Source organism: Bradyrhizobium sp. RP6, from assembly GCF_003837805.1.
In the GTDB taxonomy this organism is placed as follows: domain Bacteria; phylum Pseudomonadota; class Alphaproteobacteria; order Rhizobiales; family Xanthobacteraceae; genus Bradyrhizobium.
Window position 1 is genome coordinate 1 of sequence record NZ_RQIT01000013.1, and the last position, 19406, is coordinate 19406.

Sequence of the window (19406 nt, forward strand, 5' to 3'; positions counted from 1 at the left end):
GCCGACGGGCAATGGCAGGTGCGCTTCTTCAACGTGCCGATCGGCATCATCGACCAGAAAACATCGACGCTGCGGCGCTGCGCTAGCGCAGCGCCGCAGCAGACCGAACCATGAACGACTGTTACCTATCCATCCGGTCTGTTTTGTTACCCATCCATCCGCTGGACAGCGAAGCGCCGGATGAGGGGTTTCTATCCGCAAAGTAAAATCGCGAGTGATGTGCTTGCGGAGGCAAACCCTCACCCGTCTCGCCGCTTCGCGGCGAGCCACCCTCTCCCGCAAGGGAGGAAGACAGAGCTACCACATCGTCGCAGCCGCGCGTTCGGGCCAGATGCGGTCGTACTCCGCGCCGCCGACCTTGTTCTTGCTCATCTCGGCGAGGATCTCGCCGGGCGTCGGCAGCGTTTTCGGATCGACGCGCTTGTCGGGATTCCAGAGGTCGGAACGGACGATGGCGCGGGCACACTGGAAGTAGATTTCATCGACGTTCATCACCATGACGCTGCGCGGCGCCTTGCCTTCGACCTTGAACGAGGCCAGCAGCTCCGGATCGATCGACAGATAGGCGCGGCCGTTGGCACGGACCGCGTTGCCGGAGCCGGGGATCAGGAACATCAGCGACACCCTGGGATCGCGCACGATGTTGCGCAGCGAATCGACCCGGTTGTTGCCGCGGCGGTCCGGCAGCATCAGCGTCTTGGAATCGTGGATGCGGACGAAGCCGGGCAGATCGCCGCGTGGCGAGCAATCGATGCCTTCGGGCCCGATGGTGGCAAGCGCGGCAAACGGCGCCTTCTCGATGAAGATGCGGTAGAGCGGGGTGACGTGGTCGGCGACTTTCACGGTCGAGGCGTCATTGGTGGCGCCGTAGATGGCTTCCAGCTGTTCGACCGTTTCGATCACCGACATTCCACTTTCTCCTCGTTGCATCGGCAGCTATTCGTGCCAGCCTTCATTCCTGATCACGCGGACGAGCTGGCGGCCGTGATAGTCCGCGCTGCCGGCGTTGAGGATGGTGACGTCGGCCCGCGCCGATGCGTCGTCGACGCTGCGCGACAGCCGCTCGGCGATATTGCCGTCGCTGTGTCGTGCCCGCGCGGCAAGCCGCTGCGCCAGTACATCGGGTGGCGCCGTGATCGCGACCACCACGACGTTTACATAAGCTCGGCGCAGCGTGCCGATCACCGTACGCGAGACGTTGGCAACCACGGCCCGGCCGGCGCGGATGTCGTCGTTGATCTCGAGCGGCAGGGCATAGGAATGCCCGTGCGCCTCCCAATGCACGGCAAAATCGCCGTGCTCCCGCACGCGGCGGAATTCTTCCTGGCTTATCGCAATGTTGTCCTCGTCGGCGGAGGACTCACGCGTCACGACGCGGCGCGGGAAGATGATGTCGGGATCGTCGGCGCAGGCCGCTTGCGCCAGCCGCAGCAAAGTATCCTTGCCGGCGCCGCTGGGGCCGACCACGAGCACAAGCCGCCCGGGGCCGATGGCACCCGCCTCGTCCTGCGCCGTGGTCACGGTCTCGCTCATGCGACGCGGTTCCCTTCGCGCCAGACGCTGCGGACGACGGGAACGTTGCCGGCCACGTGCACGCGGATCAGGTCGGCGCGCTTTCCGGTCGCAATCTCTCCGCGGTCGGTGAGGCCGACCGCCTCGGCAGGCGCTTTCGTCACGGTGCGAACCGCGGCCGGCAGGCTGATCGCGGGCACATGCTCCGGCAGCTGCAGCGCGCCCATCAAAAGGCTCGAGGGGATGTAGTCCGACGACAGAATGTCGAGCAGGCCTTCGCGGGCGAGATCGACCGCGGCGATGTTGCCGGAGTGCGAGCCGCCGCGCACGACGTTGGGCGCGCCCATCAGGATGTCGATGCCGGCCTGGTGCAGGCCGCGCGCGGCCTCCAGCGTGGTCGGGAATTCCGCCACCGAAACGCGGTCACGCACCGCGTCCGCGACGTTCTCCTCGGTGGTGTCGTCGTGGCTCGCCAGAGGGATCCTGTATTGATGCGCCAGCGCCACGATCTCGCGCATGTTGTGCGCCGCATATTGCTTCTGATACTCGAAGCGCTTTGCGAACAGCTTGTCGAGCTCGGCATCGGTCTTGCCGCCGCCCTTGCCGCGATAATAATCGCGCAGCTTGACCTCATCGCGAAACTGGCGCTGTCCCGGCGTGTGATCCATCAGGGACATCAGCTTGACGTCGGGACGGTCGATCAGCTCCTTGGCCTCCTCGACCACGCTCGGCATCGGGATCTCGCAGCGCAGGTGCAGGAAATGGTCGGCGCGCAGTAGGCTGGCCTCGCGCGCGGTCGTGATCGCGGCAGCGAGCACGCCGGCGCGGCCATCGACTTCCTCGGCGCCGTCCTCGCGCCAGACCCGGAGCGAATCGAAAACCGTGGTGATGCCCGAGGTCGCGAGCTGGCTGTCATAGGAGATGACGGCCGCGACCGGATTCCAGAACACCTTCGGCCGCGGCACGTAATGCGCTTCGAGGTGGTCGGTGTGGAGCTCGATCAGGCCGGGCATGATCAGGTCGCCCCCTGCGTCCTCGGCACCCGCAGGCGCCCTGCCCTCGCCGATCTCGGCGATGCGTCCGTCGGCAAGAGCGAGCCAGCCCTGCTCGATCACCTGGTCAGCCAGCACGATCCTGGCATTGGCGATCACTGTTATCTTCGGCTTGGCGTTCATTTCCCTCTTCCTTCAGGCCGCGGCGGCAAAGCTGGTGACGTCGACGATGCGGTCCGCAATCAGATGACGGATTTCGTCGTCATGGACAATGGCGACCATGGCGACGCCCTGGCGCTTCTTTTCGGCGACCAGCTCGACCACGACGGCGCGATTGGCAGCGTCGAGCGAGGCAGTCGGCTCGTCCAGCAGCAGGACCGGCAGATCCGAGATGAAGCCGCGCGCGATGTTGACGCGCTGCTGCTCGCCGCCGGAGAAGGTCGCGGGCGGAAGCTGCCAGAGCCGTTCGGGGATGCTGAGGCGATGCAGCAGCGCGCCCGCCCGATGCTGCGCATCAGGTCTGGCCAGGCCGTTGACGATCAACGGCTCGGCGACGACGTCGATGGTCGCAACGCGCGGCACAGCCCGCAAAAACTGGCTGACATAGCCGATCGTGGAGCGGCGGATGTTGAGCACCTGCCGCGGCTCGGCGGTGGCGAGATCGACCACCGTGCCGCGATGGCGGATGCCGATGCGGCCGCTATCGCAACGGTAGTTGCCGAAGATCATCTTCAGGATCGACGATTTGCCGGCGCCTGACGGCCCCGACAGCACGACGCACTCGCCGGGATTGACGTGGAAGGTCACGCCGCGCACCACCGGCAGCTCGATGCCGCCCTGCAGGTGCATCGTAAAGGTCTTCCGGGCATCGGCAACGTCGATCATGGCGGTCATCGAAAAGCTCATGGCGGGAGAATCGAGGAGACGAGGAGTTGGGTATAGGGCTCGCGGGGATCGTCGAGCACCTGGTCGGTGAGGCCGGTCTCGATGACGCGGCCGCCCTTCATCACCATCACGCGATGCGACAGGAGGCGCGCGACCGCGAGATCGTGGGTGACGATGATGACGGCGAGATGCAGCTCGGCGACGAGGCTGCGCACGAGATCGAGCAGGCGCGCCTGCACCGACACGTCGAGGCCGCCGGTCGGCTCGTCCATGAACACCAGCCGCGGCTCGGTGACGAGGTTGCGGGCGATCTGAAGACGCTGCCGCATGCCGCCGGAATAGGTCCGCGGAGCATCGTCGATGCGCGCGACATCGATCTCGACGCGGGTGAGCCAGTCCGACGCGGTCTCGCGGATGCGGCCGTAGTGATTCCAGCCCACGGCCATCAGCCGCTCGCCGACATTGGCACCCGCCGAGACCGCCATGCGCAGGCCCTGCGCGGGGTCCTGATGCACAAAACCCCAATCGGTGCGGAACAGGAAGCGCCGCTCGGCTTCACCGAGCGTCGTGAGATCACGCGTGACGCCGTCGCGCATCCGGTAGGACACATGGCCGGCGCTCGGTGCGAGCTGGCCCGACAGCATCTGCAGAAGCGTCGACTTGCCCGAGCCTGATTCGCCGACGATCGCCAGCACCTCGCCGGGATAGAGCGCGAAGGAGACGTCGCGGCAGGCGGCGATGCGGCCGAACGACTTGCTGAGAGACTGCGCGACCAGCAGCGGCTGGTCGCTTCCGAGCGTATCGAGATCAGCCAAGTCTTGATCAACCATGTGAGCCCGCCTTCTCCCTGTATGGCGCGGCGCTGAGGCTGCCGTAATGGCCGGCGGCCTGGCGGCCCTCGCAATAATCGGTGTCCGAGCAGACGAACATCCGCCCGCCCTTGTCGTCGGTGACGATCTCGTCGAGATAGGAATTTTCCGCCCCGCAGAGCGCGCAAGGCGCGTTGAACCGGTACGGCTCGAACGGGTGATCCTCGAAATCGAGCGAGACCACCTGCGTATAGGGCGGGATCGCGTAGATGCGCTTCTCGCGGCCGGCGCCGAACAATTGCAGCGCGGGGCAATTGTCCATCTTGGGATTGTCGAATTTCGGCGTCGGCGACGGATCCATCACGTAGCGCGCGTTCACCCTCACTGGATAGGCGTAGGCGGTCGCGATATGGCCGAAGCGCGCGATGTCCTCGTAGAGCTTCACATGCATCAGGCCGTATTCGGCTAGCGCGTGCATGCGCCGCGTCTCGGTCTCGCGCGGCTCGAGGAAACGCAACGGCTCGGGGATCGGCACCTGATAAACCAGCACCTGGTTTTCATTCAGCGCCCTCTCCGGGATGCGGTGACGGGTCTGGATCACCGTCGCCTCCGCCGTTGCGGTCGTCGTCGCAACGCCCGCTGTCTTGGCGAAGAACTTTCGGATCGAGATCGCGTTGGTCGTGTCGTCGGAGCCCTGGTCGATCACCTTGAGCACGTCCTGGGGACCGAGGATTGCGGCGGTGACCTGCACGCCGCCGGTGCCCCAGCCATACGGCATCGGCATTTCGCGGCTGGCGAACGGCACCTGGTAGCCGGGAATGGCGATGGCTTTCAGGATCGCGCGGCGGATCATCCGCTTGGTCTGCTCGTCGAGATAGGCGAAGTTGTAGGCGGGCGCGTTCATTCCGCGGCCTCCTTCATGGCATCAGACGCATTGGCATCGGCGAACTCCTGCCGCAGCTTGCGCAGCAGGCCGAGTTCGGACTGGAAGTCGACATAGTGCGGCAGCTTCAGGTGCTCGACGAAACCGGTCGCCTGGACGTTGTCCGAATGCGACATCACGAACTCCTCGTCCTGCGCCGGTGCCAGCGCCTCCTCGCCGAGCTCGCGGGCGCGCAATGCGCGATCGACCAGGGCCATCGACATGGTCTTGCGCTCGCTCTGGCCGAAGGCAAGGCCGTAGCCGCGGGTGAAGCACGGGGCTTCCGTGGCAGACCCCTTGAACTGGTTGACCATCTGGCACTCGGTCAGCTCGATCGAACCGAGCGGCACGGCGAAGCCGGCGTCTTCGGCGAAGAACTCCACCTCGACCTCGCCGAAGCGGATCTCGCCGGCGAAGGGATGATTGCGGCCATAACCGCGCTGGGTGGAATAGCCCATCGCCAGCAAAAATCCTTCGTCGCCCCGCGCGAGGTTCTGCAGGCGCAAATCGCGATCCGCCGGAAAGTTCAGCGGCTCGCGAGTGAGATCGCCGACGCTGGCGCCATCCTCGGCTTGCGGCGAGGATTCGATCAGCCCGTCGCGGCCGAGAATGTCGGTCACGCGCGGCGTTGGGGCAGTGGACGCTTCAGCCGTCGCTGGGGCGTCGGGAACGAAGCCTTCGGCGAGCGAGGGGTCGAGCAGGCGATGGGTATAGTCGAAGGTCGGCCCGAGGATCTGCCCGCCTGGAATATCCTTGAAGGTCGAGGACACGCGCCGCTGCACCCGCATGGCGCCGGTGTCGACCGGTTCGCTGGCGCCGAAACGCGGCAGCGTGGCGCGGAAGGCACGGACCAGGAAGATCGCCTCGATCAGATCCCCGCGCGCCTGCTTGATCGCCAGCGCCGCGAGCTCGCGGTCATAGAGCGAGCCTTCGCTCATGACGCGATCGACGGCAAGGCCCAGCTGCTCCGAGATCTGATCCAGCGAAATCTCCGCAACGCTCTGGTCGCCGCGCCGCTTATGCGCGAGCAGGCGATGGGCGTTCTCGATGGCGCGCTCGCCACCTTTGACTGCGACATACATGCTTTCAGCTTCCCTTGCTCACGACGCGCGTGGTGCGGGGAATCGCGACCACGGCGTCATCGGCGACCAGCACCACATCGATGCCGCGCGGAAACAGCGCTTCGTTGATCTGCAGGCGCTCGAACAGGTCGAAAGGCTTGATCGACGCTTTCAGCGTCGCGACCCCGTCGATCCCGGGGCCGCGCAGCTCGAAGCCGCGCCCGGAGGTGAAGCTGTCGATCTGGACGATCACAGTGGTCGAGCGGTCCGGATACTCGCCGGTGCCGAGCGCGAAGGACTCGAACGAAGGCAGGGCGCCACCGTCGCCGACGAGCGCGAACGAGGCGACCGACGAATCCTGCACCACCGGCGCGCCGGTGTGGAACTTGAGCCACTTCGTCACGTCGGCACTCTCCGCCATCCGCGCATCGAGCCAGAGCGGCGTGTCGTGGTCGAACAGCGTCAGCGCGATAGCGGCGGTGCCGCGCATCATCGTATCAGGCGCTCCCGCCATCGGCACGATGCGCTGGACAGATCCCGGCCGCGCCATCGCGTCCATGACCGAGCGAAAGGTCGATTGCGCCGACAGCACCTTGTCGGCAAAACCCGGCGGCAGTTCCGCAATAGTGGTCATGATCTCAGCCCTCACCGCGCACCATGGTGTAGAAATCAACCTTCGTCGCGGCGGTCTCCGCCGCCGCCTGCTGGCGCCGAATCATAAGCTGCTCTCGCAAGGGCGCGATGACACCCCGCTCCACCGCGCCGCCGTGATCACGGGACTGCATCAGCGCATCGCACAGCGCGATCAGCCGCGCCTTGTCACCGTCGCGGCCGAGCGTGTAGCCGAACCCGACCTCACCGCTTGCAAGCCGTACCGCGGCGCGCGAGACCGTGGCTTCGCCGAGATTGAACGGTGCGCCATCGCCGCCGACCCGGCCGCGCAGCATGACGAGGCCGTTCTCCGGCGTGCGCAAATCCTGATGGTCCGGGAGGGACAAGTTGCGGAGGCGAGCGGCGATCTCGCCCGCCTCCGCGTGCGCCAGCACCGCCATTGCGGCCTTGCGCTGGGCTTGCTGGTTGTTGTGCTGCGTCACCTGGTCCACCGAACTTTCTATAGAATTGCCGCATCGAAGTTGTCTATGTTAATAGACAACTTCATACCGACGCGCCATGACTGTTTCGTGACAATGATGTGATTTCTGGAGTAGGTTTCCCGCGACATGAGCATGCAGGACACAGCCTCCTCGGGCGTCGCGCTATGGCGCCTCGTAGCCGACGGCATCGAGCGCGGCATCGCCGACGGCCGCTTTGCGGCCGGCGACAAGCTGCCGGGCGAGATGGAGATCGCCGGAACCTACCGCGTCAACCGCCACACCGTGCGGCGCGCGCTGGCAGCCCTTGCCGAGCGCGGCCTGGTGCGGGCCGAGCGCGGCAGCGGAACCTATGTCGAGGCGCAGAAGCTCGCCTATCCGCTGCGCTCGCGCACGCGTTTTTCCGAGATCGTCGGTGCCGGCGGCCGCGAACCGAATGGACGGCTGATCGAGGCGACCGACGATATCGCGACGCGCGAGCTCGCACGGGAGCTGGGACTGAAGACCGGCGCGCCCCTGGTGCGGATCGAAGCGATCCGCCTCGCCGACCGCACGCCGATCTGTGTATCCACGACATGGGTTTCAGCGGACCTGTTCCCGGATGCGGGCGCCGTGTTCGCGGCAACGCGCTCGATGACGAAACTGCTGGAGCATTTTGGCGTGCGCGACTATCGCCGCGGCGCGACCCGAATCACCGCCGGCATCGTCGACGCCACCGACGCCGCACGGCTCGATCTGGCGCTGGGGCGACCGATCCTGGTGGTGGACGCCACCGACCACGATCTCACGGGCAAGCCGCTGGTGACGAAGCATTCGCGCTTTGCCGCAGAGCGGGTGGAGTTTCTGGTGGAGAACGGGTGAGATGCCTGCTCTCGCTCTCCCGTTCTCATGCAGGGCTATCGCCTATGAGTTCGTTCTTGGCAGGGGCCTGAGCGAGCGCCTCGTCCTTCGAGACGACCGCTTTGCGGTCTCCTCTCCATGAACCACCTGTCAGACGTCGTCTGAGGTGGTTCATGGAGAGGGCCCGCCAAAGGCGGGCGTCGCGAAGGATGGCCGCAGGCAAAAGCTCTCAAATGCGATCTCCCGCGTTTCTTGCGAAGGACCTACGCCACAGCCCGCCTGCCAATGATCGCAAAGCGCAGCTTGCCCGAGATGAAATCGATGGCGGCGACTGCGACCAGGATCATCAGGATCAGGAACGAGACCTTCTGCCATTCCAGCACGCGAATCTGCTCGGCGAGCTGGAGCCCGATGCCGCCGGCGCCGACGATGCCGATAATGGTGGCCGAACGGGTGTTTGATTCGATGAAATAGAGCACCTGGCCGGCGATCACGGGCAGCACCTGCGGCAACAGGCCGAAGCGGATCTCGTGCAGCGCGCTGCCGCCGGAGGCGCGGATGCCCTCGACCTGCTTCTGGTCGGCGCCCTCGATCGCCTCCGAGAACAGCTTTCCGAAGGCGCCGAAATCCGACACGGCGATGGCGAGCACGCCGGCGAACGGGCCGAGCCCGACCACGTTGATCCACACCAGCGCCCAGATCAGCGTATCGACGCCGCGAATCGAATCCAGGAAACGACGAACGGGAAAGCGCAGGATGTTCGACGGCACGATGTTGCGCGCCGCGAGCAGGCTGACCGGCAGCGCGAACACTGCCGCCAGCGTCGTGCCGAGCAGCGCGATCGACAGCGTCTCGCCGAGCGCCTTCAGATAGATCGGCAGCGACGAGCCGGGATCGGGCGGGATCATCATCAATGTGATCCAGCCGAGCTGGCTGAGGCCGGCGAAGAACCGCGAGGGCGAGAAGTCGAGATCGACTAGGCCGTAGATGAGGATCGCGAACGCCGCGGCGATCATCGCGGGCGTCGCGAGCCGCGACGAGGCCGGCCGGTTGAATACATCGGGATAGCGCGCACGCATCTGCGCGGCATCGACCTCCTGCGGCTTCGTCACGTCCGCGCCTCCTTGCCGAACAGGTGGCCGCGCAGCCAGCCGGTGGCGATGTCGATGATGAATACGGCAATGATGATGGTGAGCAGGATCGCGCTGACGTCCGAATAGTAGAACTTGCGGATGGCGACGACGAGCTCCTGGCCGATGCCTCCGGCGCCGACAAAGCCCATCACGGAGGCCTCACGGACGTTGATCTCGAAACGCAGCAGCGCGTAGCTGGCATAGCCCGCCGTCACCTGCGGCACCACGGCAAATCGCATGCAGGACAGCCAGCTCGCGCCGGTCGAGCGGATGCCCTCGACCGGCTTCATGTCGGCGTTCTCCACGATCTCCGAGAACAGCTTTCCGAGCGCGCCGGTGGAGTGGATCGCGATCGCCAGCACGCCCGCCATCGGACCGAGCCCGAAGGCGATGACGAAGACCAGTGCGAACACAATCCCGGGCACCGTGCGGGCGAACTCGAGCAGCCGCCGCACGACGAAGCGCAGCCAGGGCGCAGGCGAGGTATTTTCAGCCGCGAAGAAGTTCAGACAGAAGGCGAGAGCCGCGCCGATCAGCGTGCCGACGTAGGAGATCAGCAGCGTCTCGCCGAGCATCTTCAGCCATTTGCGCCAGCCCCAGAACCACTCGCCGATATCGGTCCAGACCCGCTGGCCGCTGTCGAGCGTGAGGATGCGGTCGAAATAGCTGAGGAAGTTGCCGAAATAGGTGAACAGCGTGCGCAAATTCACTTCGGCACCGATCGCGGCGAGAACCAGCGCGGCGGCAAAGATCGCTGCTCCCAATAGGAGGCGGAGCCGTCGCCGCGAAACCGCCTGGCGATAGGCGGCATTCAGCGCGGCGAGCTGCTGCTCGGGGAGGATCGAAACCGCTGTCGTCATCTGTCGAAACAGGTCCCGTCAAAGAAAGAGCCGGGTCCTACGGACCCGGCTCAGGTGCATCGTCCCGAAGACTCAGGACGCCTTCTTTTTACGCAGTGCGTCGACGAACTTGATCAGCTCGATCGTGCCATCCCAGTCCTTGGTGGTGGCGGGATGAAAACCCTTCTTCTGGCCATCCTGGAGGCGGTCGAAGGCCGCCTTGTCCTTGGCCGGCGCGTCGAAGAATGCCTTCGCGATCGCCGCCTTCGCGTCTTCCGGCAGGTCGGAGTTATAGGCGTAGGGACCGTTGATGATCGGCGCCGACTTGTGGATGATGCGGAAATCGTCCTTCTTCATCGCCGAACCATCGGCGTTCTTGAGCATGCCCTTGGTGAGCATCTGCGCCAGCGTCGAATCGTCGTCGCTGGTCCACTGGTTGGCGGCGACGTCGACGGTGCCCTGCGCCAGCGCCAGCACCGCGTTCTCATGGCTGCCGGTGAAGACGACCTTGCTGAAATAGGTGTCGGCATCGTGGATGCCCATCTTGTCGAGCTCGAAGCGCGGCACGTTGTTGCCGGAGGTCGAATTCGGGTCGACGAGGCCGAGGTTCTTGCCCTTGAGGTCGTCGATCTTCTTGTAGGGACTACTCGCCTTGACGAAGAAGACCGAGTAGTAGCCGGTCGAGCCGTCGGCGTTGATGTCGTTGGCGAAGGCGTCGGTCTTGACGCCGGTCAGGCGGGCGCGGGCGAACGAGGCCGAGCCGTAGCTCGCGATGTGGATGTTGCCGGCGCGCTGGCCCTCGATCACAGCGGCGTAGTCGTTGGCGATGCGCAGCGTGACCTTCACGCCGAGCTCCTTGGAGAGATAGCTCATGAACGGCGCCCAGCGCTCGGTGACGCCCGAGGCGTTCTCGGCCGGAATGACCGCGAAGGTCAGCTCGGGATACTTGGTTCTCCAATCGTCCGCGGAAGCGGAGGCGGTGAACGCGAGCGCGGCGGCGCCGGCAAGGACTAATCTGCGAGTGATCATGATACCCTCTTCATCGGTTGGTCATCGGTTGGGTCGGTTGACGCAAGAACCTGCAACTCAAAAGATGCGCCGCGGCTCAGGCCGCAGCGGCCGTTCCGAGCGCCGGGACGCCGGCGGACGCCGGCACAGGCATGCCGCCCATGACCTCGTTGGCTTCGAGATCGTAGAGCTCGCGCGCGACCTGATCGGTCAGCATCGACGGCGCGCCGTCGAACACCACGCGGCCCGCGGACATGCCGATCAGGCGGTCGCAGTAACTGCGGGCGAGATCGAGCGAATGCAGATTGCAGAGCACGGTGATGCCGAAATGCTTGTTGATGCGCAAAAGCGCATCCATCACGACCTTGGTGTTGCGTGGGTCGAGTGAGGCAATCGGCTCGTCGGCCAGGATGATATCGGGCTGCTGCACGAGGGCGCGGGCGATCGCCACGCGCTGCTGCTGACCGCCGGAGAGCTGGTCGGCGCGCTGGGCGGCGAGCGACGCGATATCGAACTGCTCCAGTGCGGACATCGCCAGCGCCTTGTCCTGCTCCGGCCAGATTTGCGACAGCGAGCGCCAGGCCGGCATCGTCGCGAGCCGTCCCATCAGGACGTTGGTGAGGACATCGAGCCGGCCGACCAGATTGAACTGCTGGAAGATCATTGCCGACCGCGCCCGCCATTGGCGCAGATCCTTGCCGCGCAATGCGGTGACGTCGACGCCGTCGAACAGGATGCGTCCCTCAGTCGGCGTCACCAAGCGGTTGATGCTCCGCAGCAACGTCGACTTGCCGGCACCGGATCGCCCGATCACACCGACGAAGCCGCCCGGGGAAACCTCAAACGAAGCGTCGTCCACTGCGGCTTTTGCGCCGAAGCGACACGTCAGACCATCGACCACCAGCATGCGGGGCTCCAGATTAACTGGAGCCAATCGCTAACGTCCATGCTTAACACTTGTGTGACACGGCCGTTGCAGCGCAGCGATCCTGCACACGTCATCCCCTGTCATCGCCACGTCATGACATCGTCATGAATCCGCTCGAAGAGGAACGCCCGCCCCTCGCACCTCGGATACAACATGGCCGCCAAAGCCCTATCGGTTCAGCCGACCATCGCCCCCTCGGCCAATTTGCATGAGACCCGGCTCGGCGCCTATACCGAGGTTGGCGCGCGCACGATCCTGCATGAAGTGGCGATGGGCGATTACTCCTATGTCGTCAACGATTCGCAGATCACCTACACCACTATCGGAAAGTTCTGCTCGATCGCGGCGATGACGCGCATCAATCCCGGCAACCATCCGATGCACCGCGCGACGCAGGCGCACTTCACCTACCGCTCCAGCGCCTATTTCGACGGTGAGAGCGACGATGCCGAGTTCTTCGACTGGCGACGCCAACATCACATCCATATCGGTCACGATGTCTGGATCGGCCATGGCGCGATCGTGTTGCCGGGTCGAAACGTCGGCACCGGCGCGGTGATCGCAGCCGGTGCCATCGTCACCAAGGACGTGCCGGCCTACACCATTGTCGCCGGCAATCCGGCCCGTATCGTGCGGCGGCGGTTCTCGGAGGAGATCGCCGGACGGCTCGCGAAGCTCGCCTGGTGGGACTGGGATCACGACAAATTGCGCGCGGCGCTGCCCGATTTCCGCAATCTCGGGATTGAAGATTTTCTTTCGACATACGAAGCACGGGCGAGCTCTCTCGCCAACTCTCCTGCCAGCAAACGAAGCGCGATCGCGTGACAGACATATTCCTCGAAGGCGGCCGCGCCCTGATCGGCGTCGAGTTCGTCGAAACCTCACTTCTCGTGTCCGGAACAGACATTGCACAGGTCGATGCTTCTCGCAGTCGTGCCCGGCTGGCGATCGATGCCCGCGACCTGTTGGTGCTGCCCGGCATCGTCGATCTGCATGGCGATGCCTTCGAGCGGCAGATGATGCCCCGCGCCGGCGTCGATTTTCCGATCGACGTCGCGCTCGCCGACAGCGACCGCCAGGCGATCGGCAACGGCATCACCACGGTCTTTCACGCAACGACCTGCTCCTGGGAGCCGGGCCTGCGCAGCGCCGACAATGCGCGCGGTCTGATGGAGGCGATCGAGCGGCAGCGTCCGCAATTCGCCGCCGACACCCGCTTCCATCTGCGGCACGAGACCTACCATCTCGACGCCGAGGCCGAGATCGCCCAGTGGCTCGCCGAAGGCCGCGTCGACCTGTTCGCCTTCAACGACCACATGGACGGCACCGTCGCCGACATGGCCAAGCCGCGCAAGCGCAACCGCATGGTGGAACGCACTGGCCTTTCGAGCGAGGAATTCGACCGGCTGGTCGAGCGTGTGGTTTCGCGCGCCGACGAGGTGCCCACCTCGGTGTCGCGCCTCGCCGCTTCTGCCCGCGCGGCGGGCGTGCGGATGCTCTCGCACGATGACGCAACGCCGGCGATGCGCCGGGAGTATCGCGAACGGGGAGCTGACATCGCGGAGTTTCCGATCAACGAGGAGACGGCGCGGGCTGCCGCAGAAGCCGGCGATGCCATCGTCTACGGCGCGCCGAACGTCGTGCGCGGCGGCAGTCATACCGGCTGGACCAGGGCCTCCGACATGATCGCCAAGGGGCTCTGCTCGGTGCTGGCTTCGGACTATTATTATCCAGCACAGCTGCTCGCCGCGTTCCGTCTCGCCGCCGATGGCGTGGTGCCGCTGGCACGGGCCTGGGACTTGGTCTCTGCCGGCCCGGCGCGCGCGACCGGCCTTGCCGATCGCGGCATTCTCGCGGAAGGACGCCGCGCCGACATTCTCCTCGTCGACGACAGCGCGAGGCTGCGGCCGCGGCTGATCGCGGTGATCTCAGGCGGCAAGCTCGTCCATCTCACCGATGCAACGCGGCTGCTCACTGCTGTGGCAGCGCCGCGCGAAGCTGTCGCGGCAGCGTGAATCGGCTATGCTGAGCCGATGACAGGTTTTCCCCGCTACGCGATCTATTTTGCCGCTGGCAGCAACAGCGCCCTCTCCCGCTTCGGCGCCGAGCTGCTCGGCTATGACGCCCACACCGGCGACGAGGTTTCGTTTCCGCAAGAGGCGTTGCGCGTCGCGCCGGACTGGCGCGACATCACCGCCGATCCTCGCAAATACGGCTTTCACGCCACGCTGAAGGCACCGATGGCGCTGGTATCAGGCAGGATCGAGGCCGAGCTCATGGCGGCCTGCGCGATGTTCGCCGGCCAATCGCGGACAATTCCAGTGATCCGCCCTGTCGTCGATACCATCAGCGGCTTCATTGCCGTCATTCCCGCCGAGCCGGTCGACGCTCTCCAGCAGCTTGCCGCTGATTGCGTCCGTGAATTCGACCCCTTCCGCGCGGCCCTCGCCGCGGAAGATCGCGCGCGGCGCAAGCCCGAAAAACTCACCGAGCGGCAGCGCGATTATCTCGACCGCTGGGGCTACCCTTACGTGATGGAGGAGTTCCGCTTCCACATGACACTGACGGGACGGCTGGATGCAGAGCGCCGCGCGCCGATTCTGGAGATGTTACGGACCAGGTTTGCGTCGCTTCGTCTCGGCACGCTGGCAATCGACCGCCTCGCCCTGTTCAAGCAGGACGAGGCGAAGGTTCGCTTCCGCATCATCGGCGAGTGGGCGTTGACGCGGTAGGCCTCACGGTCAGCTCCCAAGATTGACGGCGAGCGCCACGGCACCGACCAGAACGAGGCTGATCGCCCAGACTGCATCCAGATTGAACCAGCTTCGCGAGACGAACCTCAATCCCAGATAGCGGTAGACCAGCCAGGCCAGACATCCGCCGGCGCTGACCATCGCGACAACATGCACCAGGGACACCAGCACCGCCATCCCGACACTTGCCTTCATCAACTCGCCCGCCGCCTCATGTCCGGCATCGAGTTCGAAGGCCTGGCAGAGCCCAAGATAGATCGGCACGAGCATCAAGGCGGCACCATGGGCAATGGCAACGGCAAACGACCAGAGCACCAATTGCGTCGGAGGAATTCGTGCCAGCGCGCGGGGATGACGCCGCTCGATCAGCCGATAGCCGCCAAAGCCGATGACGAGAAGACTCGCACCGATCTGGATCGGACGCTGCCATTCGGCCAGTACGAGCAGGAAGGCGAACGGCAGCAGCACGAGAAGTGTTGCCAGGAGATGCCCGGCCGCCAGAGCCCACAATGCGCGGAAGAGCGCGAGGGGGCTCTTGTCCATAAGCCCGGCCGAAACGGCGAGCGGCCATCCCATTCCTGGATTGACCCCGTGGTAAAGACCGCTCGCAACAAGCGCGAGCCACAGCCAGCCAAGGGCCGGGCTCGCCTGCGTCCCATCTAGACCGACGGGTAGCAAAAGGAGTCCGTCGAACAATCGCCGCCCTCGAGCCTGATCTGGTGCGCACGATATCCGTCGGGGAAGCTCACGAAATAGTCCTTGTCGAGCTCGAGGCCTCCGTTGCGACCGACATTGGCCATGACCTCCACGCCCGGAACCCCATCGGGATAGAACTGGTCATCCCAGGTGGAATAGAGCGAATTGGTCCAGTACACGCGCCTGCCGTCGCGGCTGATCTCGACCATCTGCGGACCCGCCGCAAATGCTTTGCCGCTCGGATGGGGCGTGCGGCGCGCGATACCGCCGATGTGGACCGAGCCCGCAAGCTTCGGCTTTCTGGGATCACTGACGTCGTACTGGCGCATTTCGCCCGTGCCCCAGCACGAGACATAGAGAAACCGGTCATCCATCGACAGGTCGATGTCGGTCACCAGCGGCGGCACGGCGCCAAATCCCTGGAGCAGCGGCGGGAGCTTCTCCTTTGGCGCAGGCTCGGGCGGGATCGTCGCCGTCTTCTCCGCATGGAATTTCCCGCCTTCTCGCCACCAGGTCCAGATCGATGCTTCGAGATTCGTGGTGTCGACCACGACGCCTACGAAGCCGTACTCGCGAACCGGATCGTGCGCCGGTCGTACCTCCAGCGCCATTTGATGATTGGCGCCGAGGTCGATGGTCTGGACGTTGCGACGTGCGCGAAGATCCCAGAAGTGGAGACGATGGCCATATTTGTTCGACAGCAGATCTTCCGGGACGATCCCATTCTCGAACTGCGGCGGCAACGCCCATTCGCTCGTCACCATGTAGTCGCGCGGCAGATTCCACCAGAAATCATAATGCAGCGCCTGCGGTCCGCGGTCGATTTCCCATCGCCCGAGGACCTCGAAGGTCTCGCAATCCATGATGAAAACGCCGGGGGGGCCATCGGTCCCGTCCTTGCCGCCGCCGCCCAGCGTGCTGACGTAAATGCCGTCCGGCCCGCAATGGATCGTGTGTGGCCGCGAGTAGCCGGTCTTCTTGAAGACTTCCTCCGGCTCGATGATCTTGTGGATCTTGGCTTGGGTCGGATCGGGCTTGGTATCGATGATGTAGATCCGCGACGAGCGCAGCCCGGGAATGATGAGATAGCGCCGCTCGATGAAGGCATGTCCGGCGAGCGGCGACAAGGCGGAGGAGCAGGCATTCCAGCCGAAGTGATGGAACTCGTCGCCCTTGTTGGGCATCGTCACGGTGTGGACGATTTGGCTATAGGTCGGCGATCCCGGCTTGACGTCGATGACCGCGAGAGCATCCGGCTTTGAGAAATCCGGACTGAGCAGCAACGTGTAGGCAAAGTTCTCCGCAGGCGCTTCCATCGCAAGCTTGGGCGATGCGTGAAAGGTGGGATCCGGCCTCATCGTCATGGCACTGCCTCCCTGTTCTGTCGGTTTGCGCCAACCTGACTCGGGATAACGGCATAGTGAAGAGGTATTGCGCGATGTCTTGGACTCTCCGCAGGGCCGGTTGGCGAGCGTACAATATGCCATCGCCGGGCTGCGCGAAACCAGCGGAATCGCGTTAATTCGACGCCGTCAGCCGAAATGGGCAGACCCCGTCATCGCGAGCGAAGCGAAGCAATGACGATGGAGAGACTTACCTCCCCCACCGCAGCGCCAGCGCGTCGCGTTCCTTGGCGAGCTCCAGCAATCCCGCGCGCGTCGCCGGATGCAGCGGCTGTAGCGGATGCCGCACGGCTTCCGACTTGATCACGCCGCCGGCCTGCATCATCACCTTGCAGGCGATCAGGCCGCATTGGCGGTTCTCGTAGTTGATCAGCGGCAGCCAGCGCTCATAGGCGGCCTTCGCTTCCTCGCGCTTGCCGGCGAAATAGGGATCGATGATCTGGCGGATGCCATCGGGATAGCCACCGCCGGTCATGGCGCCGGTGGCGCCGGCATCGAGATCGGCCAGCAGCGTGATCGCCTCCTCCCCGTCCCAGGGGCCTTCGATGTCGCTGCCGCCCGCCTCGATCAGGCTGCGCAGCTTTGCGGCGGCGAAGGGAACCTCGATCTTGAAATAGCGGATGTTGGAGAATTCGCGCGACAGCCGCGCCAGCAGCTCGACCGAGAGCGGCGTGCCGGCCACGGGCGCGTCCTGGATCATGATGGGAATGTCGATAGCGCCCGAGAGCACCTTGAAGAATTCGACGATGCCCTTCTCGGGGACGCGGAAGGTGGCGCCGTGATAGGGCGGCATCACCATCACCATGGCGGCGCCGGCCGCTTCGGCCTGCCTGCTGCGCGCCGCGCACACGGCCGAGCTGAAATGCGTGGTGGTCACGATCACGGGAACCCGGCCGGCCACATGTTCCAGCACCGCATGCATCACCGTCTCGCGCTCGGCGTCGGTGAGCACGAACTGCTCGGAGAAATTGGCGAGGATGCAGAGACCGTGCGAGCCGGCGTCGATCATGAAATCGATGCAGCGGCGCTGGCCTTCGAGGTCGAGCTCGCCGCGCTCGTCGAAGATGGTGGGCGCGACCGGGAACACGCCGCGATAGGGGCGCTGGGCCTTGTGTTGTGGCGCGACCGGCATCGAACTCTCCATCCCTGATATGTCTTGCGTCTGTCTCGGCGCCCGCAGAGCGAGGCGCCACAGATGTACCCGCCATGCGGGGCGACGGCAATGCCCGCGCGACATCGGATGGGGAGACCGATATGAGCTCGGAAGCTGCCACTCCGTCGGGAAGTCGGCTCACGCCACCTTGGTGAAATCCGGCGGCCGGCGCTCGGCGAACGCCGTAAACGCCTCGCGCGCCTCCGCGGTGCGCAGACGCTGCGCGAACTGCTCGCCTTCGGCCTGCATCTGCGCGACCAGCGCCTCGCCGTTCCGCATCAGCCGCTTGGTCGCGACGAGGGCACCGGCCGGCTGGCGGGCGAGACGCTGCGCGAGGGCGAGCGCCTCGGCATCGAGCTTGTCGAGCGGCACCACGCGGTTGGCAAGGCCCCATTCCAGCGCCGACCTGGCCGGCACGGTCTCGCCCAGCGCGAACATCTCATAGGCGCGCGCATAGCCGATTCGCGCCGGCATCAAGAGGCTAGAGGCAGCCTCCGGCACCAGCGCAAGGCTGACGAACGGCGTCGACAATTGCGCGTTGTCGGCGAGCACGACGAGATCGCAATGCAGCAGCATCGTGGTGCCGACGCCGACGGCGCGGCCCTGCACGGCTGCGACCAGCGGCCGGGTGCAGCGCGCCAGCGCCTGGATGAAGCGCACGACGTTGCGGCTGCCTTCGGACTTGCCGGCTGCGACCGCGGCGAATTCGCCGACGTCGTTGCCCGCGGTGAACATGTCGCCGTCGCCGCGGATCAGGACGACGCGAGTGGACGGATCGAACTCGGCGGATTCGATTGCATCCGCCAGCTTGCCGTACATCGCATCGGTCAGCGCGTTCTTCTTGTCGGGACGTGCCAATGTCAGCGTGAGAATTCCGCCGTTGCTCTCGATCCGGACGTGCTCGGTCATTCGTCTGCTCCGTGTTATTCGTCTGAACTTCTTGGAAACTTGTCCTGAATGCTCGTCAGCCAGCGCGCGACGATGTCGATCTCCGCAGCCGTAAATCCTTCCGTCAGCGCCGCGTTGACCTCCGCCGCCGCGGTCTTCGCCTGCGTCAGCGCGGCGCGCCCCTTCGGCGTCAGCCAGATGCGCCAGGCGCGGCCATCCTCGCGATCGGCGCGCCGGTCGATCAACTTAGCGGCTGCGGTGCGGTCGACCAGGCCGGAAATGCCGGCCGGCCCCATATCGAGCGCCGCGCCCGCCTCGCCGATCAGGACGCCGTCCTGCTTGCCGAGGATGAACAGCAGCCCCGCTTGCGCCGGCGTCACCGTGCTCTGCGGCTGCGCCGCCATCCAGCGCTGCAAGCGGCGATGCGCGACGCTCAGCAGGTAGATCAGCCGATGATGCTTCGCGGCGCCCGCATTATTTCGCATGCGAAACA

Annotated in this window: 22 protein-coding genes; 4 read left to right on the forward strand and 18 right to left on the reverse strand. The window is 65.3% G+C overall.

The features are described 5' to 3' along the window. Positions 1-297: 297 nt before the first annotated feature. The 9 genes from EHH60_RS22195 to phnG are packed head-to-tail and all read right to left on the reverse strand — an operon-like array spanning position 298 to position 7284. A complete protein-coding gene (locus EHH60_RS22195; protein ID WP_124161572.1) occupies positions 298-909 on the reverse strand; it encodes a pyridoxamine 5'-phosphate oxidase family protein in 612 nt (203 codons plus the stop codon). A 27-nt stretch (positions 910-936) separates the two neighbouring features. Continuing rightward, positions 937-1533: a phosphonate metabolism protein/1,5-bisphosphokinase (PRPP-forming) PhnN gene (gene phnN, locus EHH60_RS22200; RefSeq protein WP_124161573.1), complete on the reverse strand. Its 597-nt coding sequence runs from the start codon at positions 1531-1533 to the stop codon at positions 937-939. Beyond that, complete coding sequence (locus EHH60_RS22205; RefSeq protein WP_124161574.1) at positions 1530-2687, reverse strand: alpha-D-ribose 1-methylphosphonate 5-triphosphate diphosphatase; 1158 nt, start codon at positions 2685-2687, stop codon at positions 1530-1532. The genes phnN and EHH60_RS22205 overlap by 4 nt, the downstream gene beginning before the upstream one ends. Before the next feature lie 12 nt (positions 2688-2699). Beyond that, positions 2700-3398: a phosphonate C-P lyase system protein PhnL gene (gene phnL, locus EHH60_RS22210; protein WP_199751758.1), complete on the reverse strand. Its 699-nt coding sequence runs from the start codon at positions 3396-3398 to the stop codon at positions 2700-2702. A gap of 8 nt (positions 3399-3406) precedes the next feature. After that, positions 3407-4219 (reverse strand): phosphonate C-P lyase system protein PhnK, encoded by an 813-nt coding sequence (phnK, locus tag EHH60_RS22215; RefSeq protein ID WP_502697417.1) that lies wholly within the window; start codon positions 4217-4219, stop codon positions 3407-3409. Continuing rightward, positions 4212-5102 carry an alpha-D-ribose 1-methylphosphonate 5-phosphate C-P-lyase PhnJ gene (locus tag EHH60_RS22220; protein ID WP_124161576.1) on the reverse strand — a complete coding sequence of 297 codons (891 nt, stop codon included), beginning with the start codon at positions 5100-5102 and terminating at the stop codon, positions 4212-4214. The genes phnK and EHH60_RS22220 overlap by 8 nt, the downstream gene beginning before the upstream one ends. Further along, positions 5099-6202: a carbon-phosphorus lyase complex subunit gene (locus EHH60_RS22225; protein ID WP_124161577.1), complete on the reverse strand. Its 1104-nt coding sequence runs from the start codon at positions 6200-6202 to the stop codon at positions 5099-5101. Before EHH60_RS22225 ends, EHH60_RS22220 begins: the two co-directional genes overlap by 4 nt. Before the next feature lie 4 nt (positions 6203-6206). Further along, positions 6207-6815 (reverse strand): phosphonate C-P lyase system protein PhnH, encoded by a 609-nt coding sequence (gene phnH, locus EHH60_RS22230; RefSeq protein WP_199751760.1) that lies wholly within the window; start codon positions 6813-6815, stop codon positions 6207-6209. Positions 6816-6819: 4 nt separating this feature from the next. Beyond that, positions 6820-7284 carry a phosphonate C-P lyase system protein PhnG gene (gene phnG / locus EHH60_RS22235; RefSeq protein ID WP_124161579.1) on the reverse strand — a complete coding sequence of 155 codons (465 nt, stop codon included), beginning with the start codon at positions 7282-7284 and terminating at the stop codon, positions 6820-6822. 117 nt (positions 7285-7401) lie between these two features. Between phnG and phnF the strand changes: the two genes are divergently transcribed. Next, a complete protein-coding gene (gene phnF, locus EHH60_RS22240; RefSeq protein WP_124161580.1) occupies positions 7402-8133 on the forward strand; it encodes a phosphonate metabolism transcriptional regulator PhnF in 732 nt (243 codons plus the stop codon). 242 nt (positions 8134-8375) lie between these two features. Here the strand turns inward: phnF and phnE (EHH60_RS22245) are convergent, their stop codons facing one another. The 4 genes from phnE (EHH60_RS22245) to phnC all read right to left on the reverse strand — a co-directional run bounded on the left by phnE (EHH60_RS22245) (position 8376) and on the right by phnC (position 11999). Then, a complete protein-coding gene (gene phnE / locus EHH60_RS22245) occupies positions 8376-9191 on the reverse strand; it encodes a phosphonate ABC transporter, permease protein PhnE (RefSeq protein ID WP_502697419.1) in 816 nt (271 codons plus the stop codon). 29 nt (positions 9192-9220) lie between these two features. Further along, the gene (gene phnE, locus EHH60_RS22250; protein ID WP_124161582.1) at positions 9221-10105 is read right to left on the reverse strand and encodes a phosphonate ABC transporter, permease protein PhnE; all 885 of its coding nucleotides are present in this window, start codon (positions 10103-10105) and stop codon (positions 9221-9223) included. Between the two features lie 72 nt (positions 10106-10177). Continuing rightward, positions 10178-11113 (reverse strand): phosphonate ABC transporter substrate-binding protein, encoded by a 936-nt coding sequence (phnD, locus tag EHH60_RS22255; RefSeq protein WP_124161583.1) that lies wholly within the window; start codon positions 11111-11113, stop codon positions 10178-10180. 76 nt (positions 11114-11189) lie between these two features. Next, positions 11190-11999 carry a phosphonate ABC transporter ATP-binding protein gene (phnC, locus tag EHH60_RS22260; protein WP_124161584.1) on the reverse strand — a complete coding sequence of 270 codons (810 nt, stop codon included), beginning with the start codon at positions 11997-11999 and terminating at the stop codon, positions 11190-11192. Between the two features lie 174 nt (positions 12000-12173). On the opposite strand from phnC, the gene EHH60_RS22265 reads away from it, so the two are divergent. From EHH60_RS22265 to EHH60_RS22275, 3 genes are read left to right on the forward strand one after another with little or no spacing between them, the layout of a single operon-like run. Continuing rightward, positions 12174-12845, forward strand: a complete 672-nt coding sequence (locus EHH60_RS22265; RefSeq protein ID WP_124161585.1) for an LbetaH domain-containing protein — start codon at positions 12174-12176, stop codon at positions 12843-12845. Next, positions 12842-14035, forward strand: coding sequence for an alpha-D-ribose 1-methylphosphonate 5-triphosphate diphosphatase (locus tag EHH60_RS22270; RefSeq protein ID WP_245454558.1), 1194 nt, complete (start codon positions 12842-12844; stop codon positions 14033-14035). Before EHH60_RS22265 ends, EHH60_RS22270 begins: the two co-directional genes overlap by 4 nt. 18 nt (positions 14036-14053) lie before the next feature. Continuing rightward, positions 14054-14752, forward strand: a complete 699-nt coding sequence (locus tag EHH60_RS22275; protein WP_124161587.1) for a DUF1045 domain-containing protein — start codon at positions 14054-14056, stop codon at positions 14750-14752. Positions 14753-14761: 9 nt separating this feature from the next. On the opposite strand, the gene EHH60_RS22280 is transcribed toward EHH60_RS22275, so the two are convergent. From EHH60_RS22280 to EHH60_RS22300, 5 genes are all read right to left on the reverse strand, one after another. Next, positions 14762-15349 (reverse strand): hypothetical protein, encoded by a 588-nt coding sequence (locus EHH60_RS22280; RefSeq protein ID WP_124161588.1) that lies wholly within the window; start codon positions 15347-15349, stop codon positions 14762-14764. Between the two features lie 83 nt (positions 15350-15432). Further along, positions 15433-16833 carry a selenium-binding protein SBP56-related protein gene (locus EHH60_RS22285; RefSeq protein ID WP_124161589.1) on the reverse strand — a complete coding sequence of 467 codons (1401 nt, stop codon included), beginning with the start codon at positions 16831-16833 and terminating at the stop codon, positions 15433-15435. A gap of 229 nt (positions 16834-17062) precedes the next feature. Further along, a complete protein-coding gene (locus EHH60_RS22290; protein WP_124161590.1) occupies positions 17063-18004 on the reverse strand; it encodes a dihydrodipicolinate synthase family protein in 942 nt (313 codons plus the stop codon). A gap of 159 nt (positions 18005-18163) precedes the next feature. Further along, a complete protein-coding gene (locus EHH60_RS22295) occupies positions 18164-18934 on the reverse strand; it encodes an enoyl-CoA hydratase (RefSeq protein ID WP_124161591.1) in 771 nt (256 codons plus the stop codon). A gap of 14 nt (positions 18935-18948) precedes the next feature. Then, complete coding sequence (locus EHH60_RS22300) at positions 18949-19398, reverse strand: MarR family winged helix-turn-helix transcriptional regulator (protein WP_124161592.1); 450 nt, start codon at positions 19396-19398, stop codon at positions 18949-18951. Between the last annotated feature and the right edge of the window lie 8 nt (positions 19399-19406).